This is a genomic window from Sphingobacteriales bacterium, from assembly GCA_012517435.1.
GTDB lineage: Bacteria > Bacteroidota > Bacteroidia > CAILMK01 > JAAYUY01 > JAAYUY01.
In genome coordinates, this window is record JAAYUY010000057.1 from 1 (window position 1) to 14,473 (window position 14,473).

At 40.4% G+C, this 14,473-nt stretch carries 15 protein-coding genes; 5 read left to right on the plus strand and 10 right to left on the minus strand.

The annotated features are described in order from the left end of the window. Positions 1 to 117: 117 nt before the first annotated feature. Positions 118 to 537: a 6-carboxytetrahydropterin synthase gene (locus GX437_03300; protein NLJ06679.1), complete on the minus strand. Its 420-nt coding sequence runs from the start codon at positions 535 to 537 to the stop codon at positions 118 to 120. 345 nt (positions 538 to 882) lie between these two features. On the opposite strand from GX437_03300, the gene GX437_03305 reads away from it, so the two are divergent. From GX437_03305 to GX437_03315, 3 genes are read left to right on the plus strand one after another with little or no spacing between them, the layout of a single operon-like run. Continuing rightward, on the plus strand, positions 883 to 1,527 hold the full coding sequence (locus GX437_03305; GenBank protein NLJ06680.1) for an RNA polymerase sigma factor: 645 nt from the start codon (positions 883 to 885) through the stop codon (positions 1,525 to 1,527). Then, positions 1,524 to 2,765 carry a hypothetical protein gene (locus GX437_03310; GenBank protein ID NLJ06681.1) on the plus strand — a complete coding sequence of 414 codons (1,242 nt, stop codon included), beginning with the start codon at positions 1,524 to 1,526 and terminating at the stop codon, positions 2,763 to 2,765. Before GX437_03305 ends, GX437_03310 begins: the two co-directional genes overlap by 4 nt. A 5-nt stretch (positions 2,766 to 2,770) precedes the next feature. After that, the gene (locus tag GX437_03315; GenBank protein NLJ06682.1) at positions 2,771 to 3,412 is read left to right on the plus strand and encodes a hypothetical protein; all 642 of its coding nucleotides are present in this window, start codon (positions 2,771 to 2,773) and stop codon (positions 3,410 to 3,412) included. Between the two features lie 60 nt (positions 3,413 to 3,472). On the opposite strand, the gene lptB is transcribed toward GX437_03315, so the two are convergent. From lptB to menB, 5 genes are read right to left on the minus strand one after another with little or no spacing between them, the layout of a single operon-like run. Next, on the minus strand, positions 3,473 to 4,234 hold the full coding sequence (lptB, locus tag GX437_03320) for an LPS export ABC transporter ATP-binding protein (GenBank protein ID NLJ06683.1): 762 nt from the start codon (positions 4,232 to 4,234) through the stop codon (positions 3,473 to 3,475). Between the two features lie 6 nt (positions 4,235 to 4,240). Then, positions 4,241 to 5,941, minus strand: coding sequence for a single-stranded-DNA-specific exonuclease RecJ (gene recJ, locus GX437_03325; GenBank protein NLJ06684.1), 1,701 nt, complete (start codon positions 5,939 to 5,941; stop codon positions 4,241 to 4,243). A gap of 2 nt (positions 5,942 to 5,943) precedes the next feature. Further along, positions 5,944 to 6,636 (minus strand): NAD-dependent deacylase, encoded by a 693-nt coding sequence (locus tag GX437_03330; GenBank protein ID NLJ06685.1) that lies wholly within the window; start codon positions 6,634 to 6,636, stop codon positions 5,944 to 5,946. A gap of 15 nt (positions 6,637 to 6,651) precedes the next feature. Then, entirely contained in the window at positions 6,652 to 7,386 is a 735-nt protein-coding gene (locus GX437_03335; protein NLJ06686.1) for a 3'-5' exonuclease, read from the minus strand. A gap of 8 nt (positions 7,387 to 7,394) precedes the next feature. Next, positions 7,395 to 8,219 (minus strand): 1,4-dihydroxy-2-naphthoyl-CoA synthase, encoded by an 825-nt coding sequence (gene menB, locus GX437_03340; protein ID NLJ06687.1) that lies wholly within the window; start codon positions 8,217 to 8,219, stop codon positions 7,395 to 7,397. Positions 8,220 to 8,296: 77 nt separating this feature from the next. On the opposite strand from menB, the gene GX437_03345 reads away from it, so the two are divergent. Further along, complete coding sequence (locus tag GX437_03345) at positions 8,297 to 9,499, plus strand: S-adenosylmethionine:tRNA ribosyltransferase-isomerase (GenBank protein ID NLJ06688.1); 1,203 nt, start codon at positions 8,297 to 8,299, stop codon at positions 9,497 to 9,499. A 33-nt stretch (positions 9,500 to 9,532) separates the two neighbouring features. Further along, a complete protein-coding gene (locus GX437_03350) occupies positions 9,533 to 10,015 on the plus strand; it encodes a DUF4293 domain-containing protein (GenBank protein ID NLJ06689.1) in 483 nt (160 codons plus the stop codon). 2 nt (positions 10,016 to 10,017) lie between these two features. Here GX437_03350 and GX437_03355 read toward each other — a convergent pair whose 3' ends face one another. The 4 genes from GX437_03355 to metG form a co-directional block, all read right to left on the minus strand. Further along, positions 10,018 to 11,361, minus strand: coding sequence for a citrate (Si)-synthase (locus GX437_03355; protein ID NLJ06690.1), 1,344 nt, complete (start codon positions 11,359 to 11,361; stop codon positions 10,018 to 10,020). 119 nt (positions 11,362 to 11,480) lie between these two features. Further along, complete coding sequence (locus GX437_03360) at positions 11,481 to 11,996, minus strand: ferritin (GenBank protein NLJ06691.1); 516 nt, start codon at positions 11,994 to 11,996, stop codon at positions 11,481 to 11,483. A 36-nt stretch (positions 11,997 to 12,032) separates the two neighbouring features. Beyond that, positions 12,033 to 12,752 (minus strand): phosphoadenylyl-sulfate reductase, encoded by a 720-nt coding sequence (locus GX437_03365; protein NLJ06692.1) that lies wholly within the window; start codon positions 12,750 to 12,752, stop codon positions 12,033 to 12,035. An 11-nt stretch (positions 12,753 to 12,763) separates the two neighbouring features. Continuing rightward, positions 12,764 to 14,473 (minus strand): methionine--tRNA ligase (metG, locus tag GX437_03370; GenBank protein NLJ06693.1); only part of this gene is annotated, 1,710 nt, incomplete at its 5' end.

The following is a 14,473-nucleotide window of genomic DNA, read 5'->3' on the forward strand; positions in this document are numbered from 1 at the left end:
CCCTCTTCATCCAGTATTTTTTTCAATTTCTTCTTTTTGAAATATTTACATTATCAGGCTGTTACAGGATATTGTAAGAGAAAATCAGCCTGTTGAATAAATTTATTTCCGAGGTATTTAATCTTCTTCTCCGAAATATTCCACGTAATTGTTTTCTGTTTCGTAAAGTTTGACGCAATGCAATGCTACTCCTTGTTTTCTGAGTTCGGGAGCAAGCAGGTTAAAGACAGCCATGGCGATATTTTCGGAAGAAGGAATCAGCCCTTTCATAAAATCAACTTCAAGATTCAGGTTTTTATGGTCCACTTTTTCGATGACCAGCTCTTTAATAAGACGACTTAATTTTTTCAGGTCGAAAAGATAGCCGGAATCTTTGTCGGGCTTACCTTTAATTGTAACAAAGAGGGTGTAGTTGTGTCCATGCCAGTTGGGATTAGAGCAGGCTCCAAAACGATCATAGTTTTCTTCATCGCTTAATTCCGGAAGAAAGACACGGTGAGCCGCATTAAAGTTTTCTTTTCTGGTGATGTAGATCATGGAAAGATAATTTTATTCAGAAACATAGATATGAGCTAAAAAGTTCACTTCAAAAATGCGAAAAAAACCGGAAATTGAAGAAAGATTAATTTCTGAAGTTTTTCAAAAAGAAATTTGTCAGGTATTCTGATAGCGTCCAAAGGCAGACAAACCCATCATTCCTGTTTGTATGTAAAACTTTAATTGCCCTGATTTGTTCAGCAGTTTCATTTAAGCAGGAAAGTCGTTTTAAACCAAAATTTCAACATTTTCGTCAATTAGCAGGAAAAAATTATTACAGTTCAAAAAAAACCGGAAATTTGTCAGTGATTACGAGAGGCAAAATAATTAAAAACAGGCAAAAAATTGTATTCTCTTTTGTTTTTGTGCAGGATAAAGTATTATCTTACAGGTGTAAAATATGCCCTGTCAGAAACAGAATCGGGATACCTGCCGGAGAAAGATGATGAAGAAAAAAGACTTATTGAATATTGCCTCAAAAATGACCGCAAGGCTCAGAAAAAATTGTACGAAAAGTATTTTGGGAAAATGATGGCCACTGTCAGACGATATATTAGTGATCATGATGAAGCCATGGAAGTGGTCAATAACGGGTTTTTGAAAATCTATAGTAATATTCATCAGTATCAGGGGACAGGAAGTTTTATGGGATGGATGCTTCGGGTGATGGTGAATACTTCGCTTGATTATCTGAAAGCCAACAGGAACTACCTGAACAATATCAGCCTGGTGGATGAATTTACCCATGTTGAACATGTTGACCTTGCCGTTGAAGACTATGAAGATGTCGATGTGGAAAAGCTTTACCTGATGATTGACAAACTTCCGCCCGGCAGCCGTGCCGTTTTTAACCTATTTGCCATTGAAGGCTTTTCTCATCAGGAAATCAGCGAAAAACTTGGCATAAGTATTGGAACTTCAAAAGCACATCTTCACTTTGCCAGGAAAAAACTGATGGAAATGCTTTTAAAATATAAACAGCAGTCTTGAGAAAGGATGATCATCATATTGACAAATTATTCAGGGAGAAGCTAAACCAGCATTCCTTCAGCTATCATCCGTCTTACTGGCTGAAAATGAAAGCATTACTGAATAAACTGCCGGCTACCTCCACGACAGCCACCGTATCAAAAATTGCCGGTATTGCCAAATGGAAATTCATTACACTTGTTGTTACAGTTCCTGCTGTTACTGCTACTGTGGTATATTTTACGCTTGACCATTCATCAGAAAACAATATCCTTTCACAACAGGAACAGCTTTCAGAAACCCATACGACACCACCTTCTGCTCCTGAAATAACCCGGCAAAACATCATTCAGGCTGAAAGTCCATCAATGAATGCGGATGAGTCTCAGAAAATCAGTAACGAACGTGTTGTATTTAATGTTCAGGAAAGTAAAAAATATACTCAGCCAGTTGGAGGAACAGCGAAACAGGAAAATTCTGAAAAAAAGGAAGAAGATAAACCTAATGAGGAAAAATCATTCAATACGCAGCAAAACCTGAAAAATCAGGTTGATTCGGTTGAAGAAAAGCCATCTGAAGATACCCTGCAAAAGCAAATTCCTGCTCCCGACTCAATCCCTGTGATTTCAGAAATTCAGACTCCACCAGAATATAAGTTCATTTCCCTTCAGGGAGGAGCAGTGTTGATGAATAATTTCACCAATCAAAGTAACGGAACCACCCATTTTGTCTTAAATTATACTGCCGGCCTGACTGTTCATTATCCGCTGAACAGTAAATATAACCTGAATATCGGGGCGGCCTACCTTCAGTCAAGGGAAAACGCACTGGAACGATATTCTGTGAGAACCAGATATTTCACCTACAAAGAAATTGATTCCATTTACCTTTTGATACAAAAGATTGATTTTGTCAATATCAATATAGATATTCAACGAAACTTCAGTAGCAAACATTATCTGTCAGGCGGTTTGTTGCTGGCCACAAGGCTAAACAGCTTCAGCAATAAAACGCAGGTTGTTTCCAGTCCGTATTTTTATCAATCGGCTACTACCGCTGAAAAAGGTTATTTTGAAGGAATCAGGACATTTAACATTGGTTTGAGCCTTGATTACAATTATCACCTGACCAAAAACATGTATGCCGGATTTCGTATTAATCAGACATTCAATGATTTAATAGATGACAAGCTGTTTTTAAAGAAACGAAACGACCTGATCACCCAGGCAGGTTTGTATTTTAAAGTAATGCTGTATTAACAAGGATGAAAGAAGTTGTAAGAAAATATAAAAGCTTTTTGCTCATATTATCTTCCTTGCTTTTGTTTTTCTCCTGCGAAAAACAAACACTTGAGCCTTCTGAAGACGGAGTACCCCAACTTTATTTTGAGGCAAAATACAATGGTTATCAGGTCAGATTTGATGCTGGAATAAACAATATAGTCGGAAATTCGTACAAAACCTATTACTATGATGATTCTCTGATTGTTTACAATTTTTCTCTGGAACACATATCAAATTCCTCTGTCAGATACATGCATTTATCAGTTTACAATTATACATTTCCTTTTAAATCTAAGGTTAATGACATAGATAGTACCATCCTTCCCGGGAAGTATTTATATGCCTACAATACACCACGACCGAACAATCCCAAACACCTTTCAGAAGTGATACTGACTTGTTACACTTATTCCGGTTATCCTTATTCTTCCAGCTATTTCGACCAGAAATACAGTAATTTTGAGATAACAAAAGTGGTAGATACTACCGTGATTATCAACAGGGTTACCCAACAGGTTAAAAAAGCAGAAATAAAGTTTTATTGCACCCTGAAAAACAAAATATGGGGTGATACCCTCAACATCAGCGATGGGAAGATGAGTGTTTATTTTGTGAAACAATAATTTACCGACCCTTCTTTCAGCTTCCTCTGTTGCTCAATGAAACCTACGGGGTTAACAGCTTCATTGCTGAATATTGCTTTTAATCTCTTCAAAAACCTTCAGTTTCAGGTCAAAATTCTGACCAAGGTAAAGTTTTCTGACCTGTTCGTCTTCAGCAAGCTCTGTTGAAGTTCCTTTCTTCAGGATTTTGCCTTCGTAAAGCAGGTAGGCGTTATCGGTGATAGAAAGGGTTTCCTGAACATTATGGTCGGTAATTAAAATGCCGATATTTTTAAGTTTCAGGCGTGAAACGATATTTTGAATGTCTTCAACCGCGATGGGGTCGATACCGGCAAAAGGTTCATCCAGCAGAAAAAAATGAGGCTCTGTTGCCAATGAACGGGCTATCTCCGTCCTTCTTCTTTCCCCGCCCGAAAGTAAATCTCCACGTGTTTTTCTTACTTTTCCAAGTCCAAACTCATCTATCAGCTGATCAATTTTATAATTAATCTCTTTTTTTGTCAGTTTTCTGATTTCGAGAACCGCCCGGATATTGTCTTCCATACTAAGTTTTCTGAAAATAGAGGGTTCTTGCGGAAGATAGCTGATACCCAGTTGTCCCCTTTTATACATGGGCAGACGTGTAATATCCTGATTATCAAGGAAAACCTTTCCGCTATAAGGAACGACTAATCCGACTATCATATAAAATGTAGTGGTTTTTCCGGCACCATTTGGTCCTAACAATCCGACTATCTGCCCTTTGCTGATGTCGAGGCTGACATCATCAACCACCCTTCTTTTTTTATAAATTTTTACAAGATTTTCTGTGTGAAGTTTCATGTTTTCTTATTGTACAATATGTATGTCTTTAATATTCAACTGAATATAGGTGTTGCCATTCCAGATATTTTTTTCGATGTAAAAGCAAATATCAAATTCGTATTTGCTGATTTTTTTCAGCAGGTCTCCCATGCCGAAGGCAATGCAGCTGATTCTGGAACCATTGCAGCGAATGGCAAAACGCAAATGATTATTCCCGACAATTCTTGGTTCTTCGGCACACTTCATTTTTCTGAGGACAAAACGTGGTTTCATGTTTTCAGGGCCGAAGGGGGCAAATTTTTCAACGATGTCGATCAGGTTCAGGGAGATATGTTCGGGCCTGAGCTCGAGGTCGTATTCCACCATTGGGATTAGCATTTCGTCTGTTATCGATTCGCTGACAACCTGTTCAAATCTGTTTCTGAAAAGATCAAGCATATTTTTATCGAGGGAAAGGCCGGCAGCAAACTGGTGACCGCCAAATTTATCGAGGTATTCCCTGCATTTTTCAAGGGCTGAGTAGAGGTCAAAACCAGGGATACTCCGTGCGGAGCCCGTAAGCTGTCCGTCTGTTTCGGTCAGCAGGATGGTAGGCCGGTAGTAATAATCGATCAGGCGGGAGGCTACGATGCCGATTACTCCTTTATGCCAGCCGGGGTGGAAAAGAACGGTTGTTTTTGCATTTTTTAAGCTTTCATCATTATCTATCATCATCTTGGCTTCTTCAAGTGTATGAAGGTCAATGTCCTGCCTTTCCGTATTGTTGGTATTGATTTCCTGAAAAAACTTACCTGCTTCGGCAAGGGTTTTTGAAATAAGAAATTCAACGGTAATGCTGGCATGTGAAATTCTGCCGGAAGCATTCAGCCGGGGCCCTATCAGAAACACAAGGTCGTTGACATCCATTTTATGACCGGGTTTCAGGATGTTGAGCATGGCCTGAAACGGAATAGAAGGAAGGGTATTTAGTTTTTCAAGTCCGAGAAAACAAAGTGCTCTGTTTTCACCTGTCATGGGCACAATATCGGAAGCTATGCTGACAGCCACATAATCGAGCAGGCTGAAAATATCGAAGTTGGTGTTGTACTGGTTTTCATAGGCCTGTATAAGTTTGAAACCTACCCCGCAACCTGATAGCTCTTTGTAGGGATAAGGGCAGTCGGCCTGTTTGGGATTGAGTACTGCATAAGCGTTGGGAATATTATTTCCCGGATTGTGGTGGTCGCATATTATCATGTCGATGCCAAGACTTCTGGAGTATTCTGCATTTTCAATTTCCTTGATTCCGCAATCGAGGGCAATGATCAGGCTGATACCGTTTTTTTCGGCAAAGTCAACACCATCTTTTGAAATACCATAACCTTCGCTGAACCGGTCAGGCACATAATAACGCACATGGGGATAAAAAGAAGACAGATATTTATACATGATGCTGACCGCAGTCGTTCCATCCACATCATAATCACCATAAATGAGTATTTTTTCGTGGGAAGAAATGGCTTGATGCAGGCGGCTTACAGCTTTTTCCATGTTTTTCATCAAGAAGGGGTCGTGAAGGGTGAGGAGGCTGGGATTGAAATAATGTTTGGCTTCTTCAACGGTGGTAATTCCTCTTTGCAACAGTAGAACTGCTTCAATAATGCCAGAATTAAGCTGGTTTTTTAAACGCTCTGCCTCCTGCCTGGATGGCAATGGCTTTCCTATCCATCGTTTTTTTAAAACCATATCTATTCGTCTTTTTCCAGTAGTTTGTTAACCAGTTCAGGAACTCCTTCAACGGCTGTTTTGGCGATAAATGTCATGTTTGCTGCCTGCCTGACGACCGGAATATTTTTATCAACCAGATAAATCCTGCTGTTTTCCGGAGCATAGTAAAGAAGACTGGCAGCAGGATATACCTGAAGGGAGGTGCCGATAATGATAAATATTTCAGCTTTTGAAACAATTTCGATGGCTCTGTCCATCATAGGAACACTTTCTCCAAACCAGACGACATGAGGCCTGAGCTGACTGCCTTTCTCACATTTGTCGCCAAGTTTAATATTTTTTTCTCCCAACTCATAAATCAGCTGATCGTCAATGCTGCTCCGGGCTTTCATGATTTCGCCATGCAGGTGGAGAATATGTTTTGAGCCTGCTCTTTCGTGTAAGTCATCAACATTTTGTGTGATAATATCTACATCATACATCCTCTCAAGCTGCGTAAGGGCAAGATGAGCGGCATTTGGTTGGGCTTTTCTGACCAGATCGCACCTGATATTGTAAAACTCAAGCACTAATTCAGGGTTTTCCCTCCAACCCTCAATACTCGCAAGTTTTTGAAAATCATATTTTTCCCATAATCCACCTTTGTCCCTGAAAGTCTGAAGACCACTTTCGGCACTGATTCCGGCTCCTGTCAAAACCGCCAGTTTTTTCATTTTTCCAGTTCGGGTTTAAACATTGATTCTGACGACTTCCTCATCTTCAATACCCGGCATTGATTTAAACCTGAGGAAGAGGCGTGCTACAGCCAAAACGTCTTTTTCGCAGTAATTAACGATTCTTTCAAGATCATTATCCAGATAATAAACCCGCCAGACATCTTTCCCTTCTATATCGTCTTTAGGGGTTGGAATGCCAAGTACATAACACAGGAGTGCCAATGAAGTATAGGATTTATAATCGCCAAACCGCCACATTTGAAGGGTGTCGAGGAAATATTCAATTTCCCATGGTTTTTTCCCGTAAGTTTCCAGTGCTTCCGGTACAGGGATATGATTGATGATAATTCTGCGGGTGAGATAGGGAAAATCAAATTCTTTTCCGTTGTGGGCACACAAAAAGCTGAATCGTGAGTTAAAGCTCGAATCCAGCAGTTTGCAAAAGTTTTCAAGGATAATTTTTTCATCGTGTCCAAAAAAGGATTTTACCCTGAACTGACGGCTGCCTTTGTCATTCGAGAGATAACCCACCGAAATGCAGATGATTTTTCCAAATTCAGCATAAATGCCGGCTTTTTCATATAACTCTTCAGGAGTAATATCATCCTTTTCTTTTTCTTTAAGTTGTTCGGCTTTTTTTTCCCAAAGCTTTTTGTATTCTTCAGGAGCCTGTTCGATGTCAGGAAAAGCCGGAACCGTTTCTATATCCAGAAACAAAACCTTGTCAAGTGATACTTTTTCCAGCATTTTTAAGATTATTTAAATTTAGGAAACTTTTTAAAGTCAGGTTCTCGTTTTTCAAGGAAAGAAGTAAAGCCTTCCTTTGCTTCATCGGTCAGGTAATAGAAGAGGGTGGCATTACCTGCAAGTTCCTGAATACCGGCTTGTCCGTCCAACTCAGCGTTGAAAGCCGACTTGAGTGCGCGTATGGCAAGTGGGCTTTTTTTCTGTATTTTTCTGCACCATTCTACGGTTGTTTCTTCGAGGTTAACCAGAGGAACCACTTTGTTGACCAGTCCCATGTCGAGGGCCTCGTGGGCACTGTATTGTTCGCACAGGTACCATATTTCCCTTGCTTTTTTTTGTCCGACAATACGGGCGAGGTAAGAAGCTCCGAATCCACCATCGAAGCTCCCGACTTTAGGCCCTGTTTGCCCGAAACGGGCATTCTCGGCTGCTATGGTCAGGTCGCAGATGACATGCAGCACATGACCTCCGCCTATGGCATAACCTGCCACCATGGCGATAACTGCTTTGGGAATGCTTCTTATAATCTTCTGAAGTTCAAGTACATTCAGATGGGGTATTCCTTCCTTGTCAAGGTATCCCCCATGGCCACGAACCGACTGATCGCCTCCGCTACAAAATGCTTTGTCGCCTACTCCTGTCAGGATGATGACTTCTATCTCAGGCTTATCCCGGCAAATATGAAACGCTTCTATCATTTCCTGAACTGTTTTGGGGGTAAATGCATTGTGCTTGTGGGGACGGTTAATGCTGATTTTAGCTATTCCTTCAAAAAATTCAAATAGTATTTCCTCATAGGTTTTTATGGGTTCCCAAACAATATTTGTACTCATTTTTAAAATTTTGAATGAGGCAAAGATAAGAATTTCACGCTGAGTAAAACCCGATTAACTTTGAATTTTTAAAAATAATGATGCTATCTGCTCAAAACTTCAATTATTACTTGCCTGACGAAAAAATTGCACGCTACCCTTTAGCGGTTCGTCATTTATCAAAATTACTTGTCTTTAATGAAGAAATTATTCATCACGCTACTTTTATTGACATCGACAAGTTTTTACCCAAAGACAGCCTGCTGATATTCAACAACACACGGGTCATTCAGGCCAGGCTTAAATTTCACAAGAAAACAGGTGCAGTCATCGAGGTTTTTTGCCTTGAACCTGCTGCCACTCATGAGGAATTGATTGATTTTTTAAATGCCAGCGGATCAGTAAGATGGAAGTGCCTTGTCGGAAATCTGAAAAGATGGAAAAATGAGGAGGTATTGCAAAAAACGATGGAGGTTGATGGAAAGAATATCAGCCTGACTGCAAGAAACCTTGGTGTGATGGATGATGTGTTTCTGATTGAATTTGAATGGGATAACGATTTCAGTTTTTTTGAAGTTCTTGAACATTTCGGGGAAACGCCTTTACCACCTTACCTGAAACGTCAGGCAGATGAAAAGGATAAAGAAACGTATCAGACGGTGTATGCCCTTCATCATGGTGCAGTAGCTGCCCCGACTGCCGGACTTCATTTCACGGAAGAAGTTTTTAAAAAGCTTGAAGAAAAAAGAATTGACAAGGCTTTTCTGACCCTTCATGTCAGTGCAGGTACTTTTCAGCCTCTGAAAGTCCTCAATCCCGCTGAACATCCCATGCATACCGAACAGATTTCTTTTTCCCGTGATTTTATTGAAAAACTGCTGAATTTTGAAGGGAAGATGATCAGTGTCGGAACAACAAGCTTAAGAGCATTGGAAAGCCTTTACTGGTATGGAGTCTTGCTGTATAACCATTCTGAGGCAGCTTTTTTCATCCCGAAATTATTCCCTTACAGCTTTGAAAAAAATCCACTTAGCCTCAGGCAGTCTTTATCGGTTATTCATGAATACATGAAACGAAAAGATATTGAAAATCTGAATGGTAGTACTGAAATTATGATTTACCCCGGTTATCGTTTCAATTTTGGGGATGGAATAATCACCAATTTTCACCAACCTAAAAGCACTCTCTTATTGCTGATTGCCGCTTTTATTGGCGATAGCTGGGAAAAAATTTACCATACCGCTCTTGAAGAAAATTACAGGTTTCTAAGTTATGGTGATTCAATGTTACTGTTAAGATAATTCCTTTAATAAATTTGTGTAAAAATTAATCAGATGATACAGAGATTTCAAAGCTTGTTTTTACTGCTGTCAGCCGTTTTTGCAATTGTTTTGTTTTTTGTGAAAGTCAGTTTTCCGGCAGCCGTCAATGAAAAGGATGTAAGTAATTTAATAACAGTTTGTTATGTTTCAGAATACCAGCAAGATGATGATGGTTTTAAAACTAAACCCTTATTCTTTTCCGGGATACTAAATACATTGGTAGCTGTCATTTCGCTGCTTACAATATTTCTTTACAAGAACAGAATCCGTCAGAGTTTGTTTTGCCGTCTGAATATTTTGTTAGGAGCAGGACTAATCGTAGCGATTATTTTTGTTTTTGAAAATTACGGAGGGGTAAAACAATTGATAGGCAATGAATCGAAACATTATTTAATCCTGATTTTGCCTGCTTTGTCGGTACTGTTTTCTTATCTTGCCAATTTATTTATCCTGAAAGATGAGCGGCTGGTGAGGTCGGCAGACCGTATCAGATAACCTCAGCCCAGCTCTTCATAAGCTATAAATTCAAGTTTGTCTTTGTTTTTATTGACAAAGTCGAAAAGCATCTGGATGGTTTGCGATTTAGGCCTTTCGAGCGGGTAAAGCAAGGCTCTGTCCCAAATAATATTTGCCGTTACCCCAAGTGCTCGTCCTAATCCAAACAGTACTGTGTAAAATTCATATTCTTTTACGCCATAATGCCATTGCAGCACACCGGATTGAGCATCCACATTTGGCCATGGGTTTTTGGCTTTCCCCTGTTCAATCAGAATGGGTGGAACCACTTCATATAGCAGTTTTACATAATCGAACAGCAGGTCATCTTTGATGTTTTTATTGCAAAAGTTCTGAATGGCAGTATAACGCGGGTCGGTTTTACGCAAAACAGCATGGCCGAAACCGGGAATGACCTGTCCCGATTTGAGTGTATGCCAGACGTCTTCGGCCAGTTTTTCTTTTGACGGGACGTTCCCTCCATATTTTTTCATTTCATTTTGAATCCATCTCAGTACTTCCTGATTGGCCAATCCGTGAAGCGGCCCGGCAAGGCCGTTTAACATTCCGCTGATGGCGTAATAAATATCTGAAAGAGCACTGGCAATCAGGTGTCCGGTGTGTGCACTCACATTACCGCCTTCGTGATCGCTGTGAAGAATAAAATAAAGCCTTGAAACGTCATCGTAAGGCTTATCAATACCCATCATCTGAGCAAAGTTGGCAGCCATGTCGAGGTGGGGATCGGGGGGAATGAATTCATTGTTTTTGTATTTCATCCGGTAGATATAGGCTGCAATTTCAGGTAGTTTGGCCAGCAGACTCAGGGAATCTTCGTATGTGGGTTCCCAGTAGTCTTCTTTTTTTAATCCTTCCCGGTATTTTTTTGTAAATTTTGATTCCCGCTGAAGGGCAATGATGGCATTCGAAAACATGGTCATCGGGTGTGTATCGCGTGGAAGGGCACGCAGAACATCAAAAACATACCAGGGAACATGTTTCCTTTTATTAAATTCATCCGCCATTTGTTCGATTTCGTTTTCACCCGGAATATCTCCGGTGAGCAACAGGTAATAAAAGCCTTCGACAATGGGCATTTCTCCGTTTCCGGCTTTCGGAAGTTTTTCGAATACTTCAGGAATGGTGTAGCCTCTGAAACGTATCCCTTCGTTTGGATCGAGATATGAAATGTCGGAAACCAGACTTTTAATTCCTCTCATGCCTCCAAGCACCTGGCTGATCGTGATTCTGTCAATAACCGCGTCTCCGTAGTTCTTCAGTAACTCATTGACTTGCTTGCGTTTGGCTTCAATTTTTTCAAATAACTTTTCTTTAATGGTAATCATCTAATCAGGCATTATATTCAGTAATTGAAATATTTATGAAGGTGCTAAGATACATAAAAAAGCATATCAAAACTATGTTATTGAACAGAAGAAAATTTTTTGAGAGAGGGACAGAAAAATCAGTTAGACGGAAGAGAAGGGAAAATACTTTGACGGGCTTTCATTTCTCTGTCAAGCATAAAGATTCCCTGTTTATTGTCGCCTACCATTCTGACTTCGTGTAAAATCTGTTCAGCTGCAGCCAATTCTTCAACCTGCTCATCAATAAACCATTTCAGGAAACTTGCAGTAGCATGATCTTTTTCTTCACCAGCCAGAGAAGCCAGATCGTTAATACATTCAGTGATGTGAACTTCGTGTTGAAGAATTTCCTCAAAAACATTTTCAATAGACGACCATTTTGTTTTGGGTTTTTTGATTTCATCAAAAACCACTCTGCCACCTGCTGCAATCATGTAGTCGTAAAACTTTCTGGCATGCAGGTATTCTTCTTCTGCCTGTATTTTTGTCCAGTTGGCAAATCCTGTCAGATTTTTTGATTCAAAATAAGCAGCCATTGCCCAGTACAGATATGAAGAATAAAGTTCTTCATTGATTTGCCTGTTAAGGGCTTTTTCCATTTTTTCCTTTATCATAAGTTCATTTTTTTAGGGTTTAAAAAAATCATTTATTTAATTGGTTTTTACTCTCAGATGAAGGCCACATTCACGGGTTTCCGGATTTTCCCACCACCATCTTCCGTTTCGTGCAGGTTCTCCTTTTTCAACGGCCCGGGTACAGGGGGCACAGCCAATACTCAGATAACCCTTGTCGTGGAGGATGTTATACGGAATTCTGTTTCCCCTGATAAAGTTCCAGACTTCATCTTCCGACCAGTCAATCAAAGGATTATACTTCAAAATATTGTATTCGTTGTCCCACTCAAACATAGCCATGTCTTTGCGGGTAACTGATTGCTCTTTTCTGATACCTGTTACCCATACCTGTACCCCTTCGAGGGCTCTTTTCAAAGGATTGATTTTTCTGATTGTGCAACACAATTTTCTTTTTTCTATACTGTCATAGAACAAATTCAGGCCTTTTTTGTTCACCATTTTTTCCACCTCGGCATGGTCGGGGAAAAATACTTCAATGTCAATATTGTATTTGGATTTTGTTCTTTCTATCAAATCATAGGTTTCATAAAAAAGGCGACCGGTATCGAGGGTAAAGATGCGAATGTTCAGCCCTGATCGGGCAATTAAATGAGTAATTATTTGATCTTCAGCACCTAAACTCGATGAAAAGGCAACTTTTCCGGGATATTTTTCATGGAGGAATCTCAGAGTAGTCTCCGGATCTGCCTGTTTAAATTGCCCGTTAAGTATGTCGATTATGGTTTTATCTGTCATAAGCTGTTTAATTATCCAACTGTTGACCCATTTTCCGTTTCATTGGATGGCCCGAGAAATACAAGTTTTCCGTTTGATTCCTGAATCATCAGAATCATGCCTTTCGATTCAATACCTTTAATTTTTCTGGGCTTAAGATTAGCAAGGTAAGCCACCTGTCTGCCTTTAACCTCCTCAGGAGTGTATTGGTGTGCAATACCAGAAATAATAGTCCTTTGTTCGAAACCAAGGTCAATGGTAAGTTTCATCAGTTTGTCTGTTCCTTCAACCTTTTCAGCTTCCAGAACCCTGACAATGCGGATATCATTTTTCTGAAAATCCTCAAAACTGATTTCTTCCTTCAAAGGTGCCGGGGCTATGGCCGTATGCTTGGCTGATTTTGAATTTTTCAGCTTTTCTATTTGATATTCAATGATTTTATCATCAATTTTTTCAAAAAGAAAAGAAGGAGGTTCAATTTTCTGTCCCGCTTTGACAATATCGGTACGCCCTATATCAAACCAGTTCAGATTTCGTCTGATGTGCAGCAGGGCTTCAATTTTCTCAGCCGTAAAAGGCAGGAAAGGATGCATGAGCTGAGAAAGATTGGCACAAATCTGAAGGCAGTTATTCAGAACATTGGCAACCGCCTGCCTGTCAGTTTTAATCAGGTGCCAGGGCTCAGTATCGGTCAGGTATTTATTTCCGGCCCGTGCGAGGTTCATCATTTCGCTTTGTGCCTCGCGGAAACGATAGTTTTCAATGGCCTGGGAAACTTTTTCCCGGTATGCCGGAATATTAATCTGCTCAAGTGCTGTCGTGTCAGTACTTTCCGGGATCACACCATCGAAGTATTTATGTGTCAGGGAGATTACCCTGTTGACAAAATTTCCCAGAATAGCAACCAGTTCATTGTTGTTTTTTGCCTGAAAATCTTTCCATGTAAAATCATTGTCTTTAGTTTCCGGAGCATTGGCAGTCAAAACATAACGGAGGACGTCCTGTTTGCCGGGAAACTCTTCAAGGTATTCATGCAGCCAGACTGCCCAGTTTTTGGAAGTCGAAATCTTATCTCCTTCGAGGTTCATAAATTCATTGGCAGGGACGTTGTCGGGGACGATATACGAGCCTTCGGCTTTCAGCATGACCGGAAAGATGATGCAATGAAACACAATATTATCTTTCCCGATGAAATGGACAAGTTCGGTATCCGGATCTTTCCACCATTTTTCCCAGTCACCGGTAAACTCGCGGGTAGCTGAAATATAACCTATCGGAGCATCGAACCAGACGTACAGCACTTTGCCTTCGGCATGGCTGAGGGGAACAGGAACGCCCCAGTCGAGATCGCGTGTAACGGCACGTGGTTTTAGACCCTCATTGATCCACGAGGCACATTGACCGTAAACATTGGTCTTCCAGATGTCTTTTTTCCCTTCGAGTATCCACTCTTTCAGCCAGTCTTCGTACTGATTGAGTGGCAGATACCAGTGTTTTGTCTTTTTCAGCACCGGTTTTGATCCGCTTAATACACTTTTCGGGTTGATAAGCTCGGTCGGACTGAGTGATGTGCCGCATTTTTCACACTGATCGCCATAAGCTTCCTGATATCCGCATTTCGGGCAGGTACCTGTAATGTAGCGGTCGGCCAGATACATTCCGGCTTCTTCATCATAAAGTTGTTCGATGGTATCTTCAGTAAAAACGTTTTTTTCATGAAGTTTTCTGAAAAAAGCCTGTGC

Excerpts from the sequence above, each read along its gene's own strand:
- GX437_03330 (NLJ06685.1), bottom strand. The coding sequence starts at position 6,636 with ATGAAAAAACTGGCGGTTTTGACAGGAGCCGGAATCAGTGCCGAAAGT.
- GX437_03345 (NLJ06688.1), top strand. The coding sequence starts at position 8,297 with ATGATGCTATCTGCTCAAAACTTCAATTATTACTTGCCTGACGAAAAA.
- GX437_03355 (NLJ06690.1), bottom strand. The coding sequence starts at position 11,361 with ATGATTACCATTAAAGAAAAGTTATTTGAAAAAATTGAAGCCAAACGC.
- GX437_03350 (NLJ06689.1), top strand. The coding sequence starts at position 9,533 with ATGATACAGAGATTTCAAAGCTTGTTTTTACTGCTGTCAGCCGTTTTT.
- GX437_03360 (NLJ06691.1), bottom strand. The coding sequence starts at position 11,996 with ATGATAAAGGAAAAAATGGAAAAAGCCCTTAACAGGCAAATCAATGAA.
- GX437_03315 (NLJ06682.1), top strand. The coding sequence starts at position 2,771 with ATGAAAGAAGTTGTAAGAAAATATAAAAGCTTTTTGCTCATATTATCT.
- menB (NLJ06687.1), bottom strand. The coding sequence starts at position 8,219 with ATGAGTACAAATATTGTTTGGGAACCCATAAAAACCTATGAGGAAATA.
- GX437_03300 (NLJ06679.1), bottom strand. The coding sequence starts at position 537 with ATGATCTACATCACCAGAAAAGAAAACTTTAATGCGGCTCACCGTGTC.
- recJ (NLJ06684.1), bottom strand. The coding sequence starts at position 5,941 with ATGGTTTTAAAAAAACGATGGATAGGAAAGCCATTGCCATCCAGGCAG.
- GX437_03365 (NLJ06692.1), bottom strand. The coding sequence starts at position 12,752 with ATGACAGATAAAACCATAATCGACATACTTAACGGGCAATTTAAACAG.
- lptB (NLJ06683.1), bottom strand. The coding sequence starts at position 4,234 with ATGAAACTTCACACAGAAAATCTTGTAAAAATTTATAAAAAAAGAAGG.
- GX437_03335 (NLJ06686.1), bottom strand. The coding sequence starts at position 7,386 with ATGCTGGAAAAAGTATCACTTGACAAGGTTTTGTTTCTGGATATAGAA.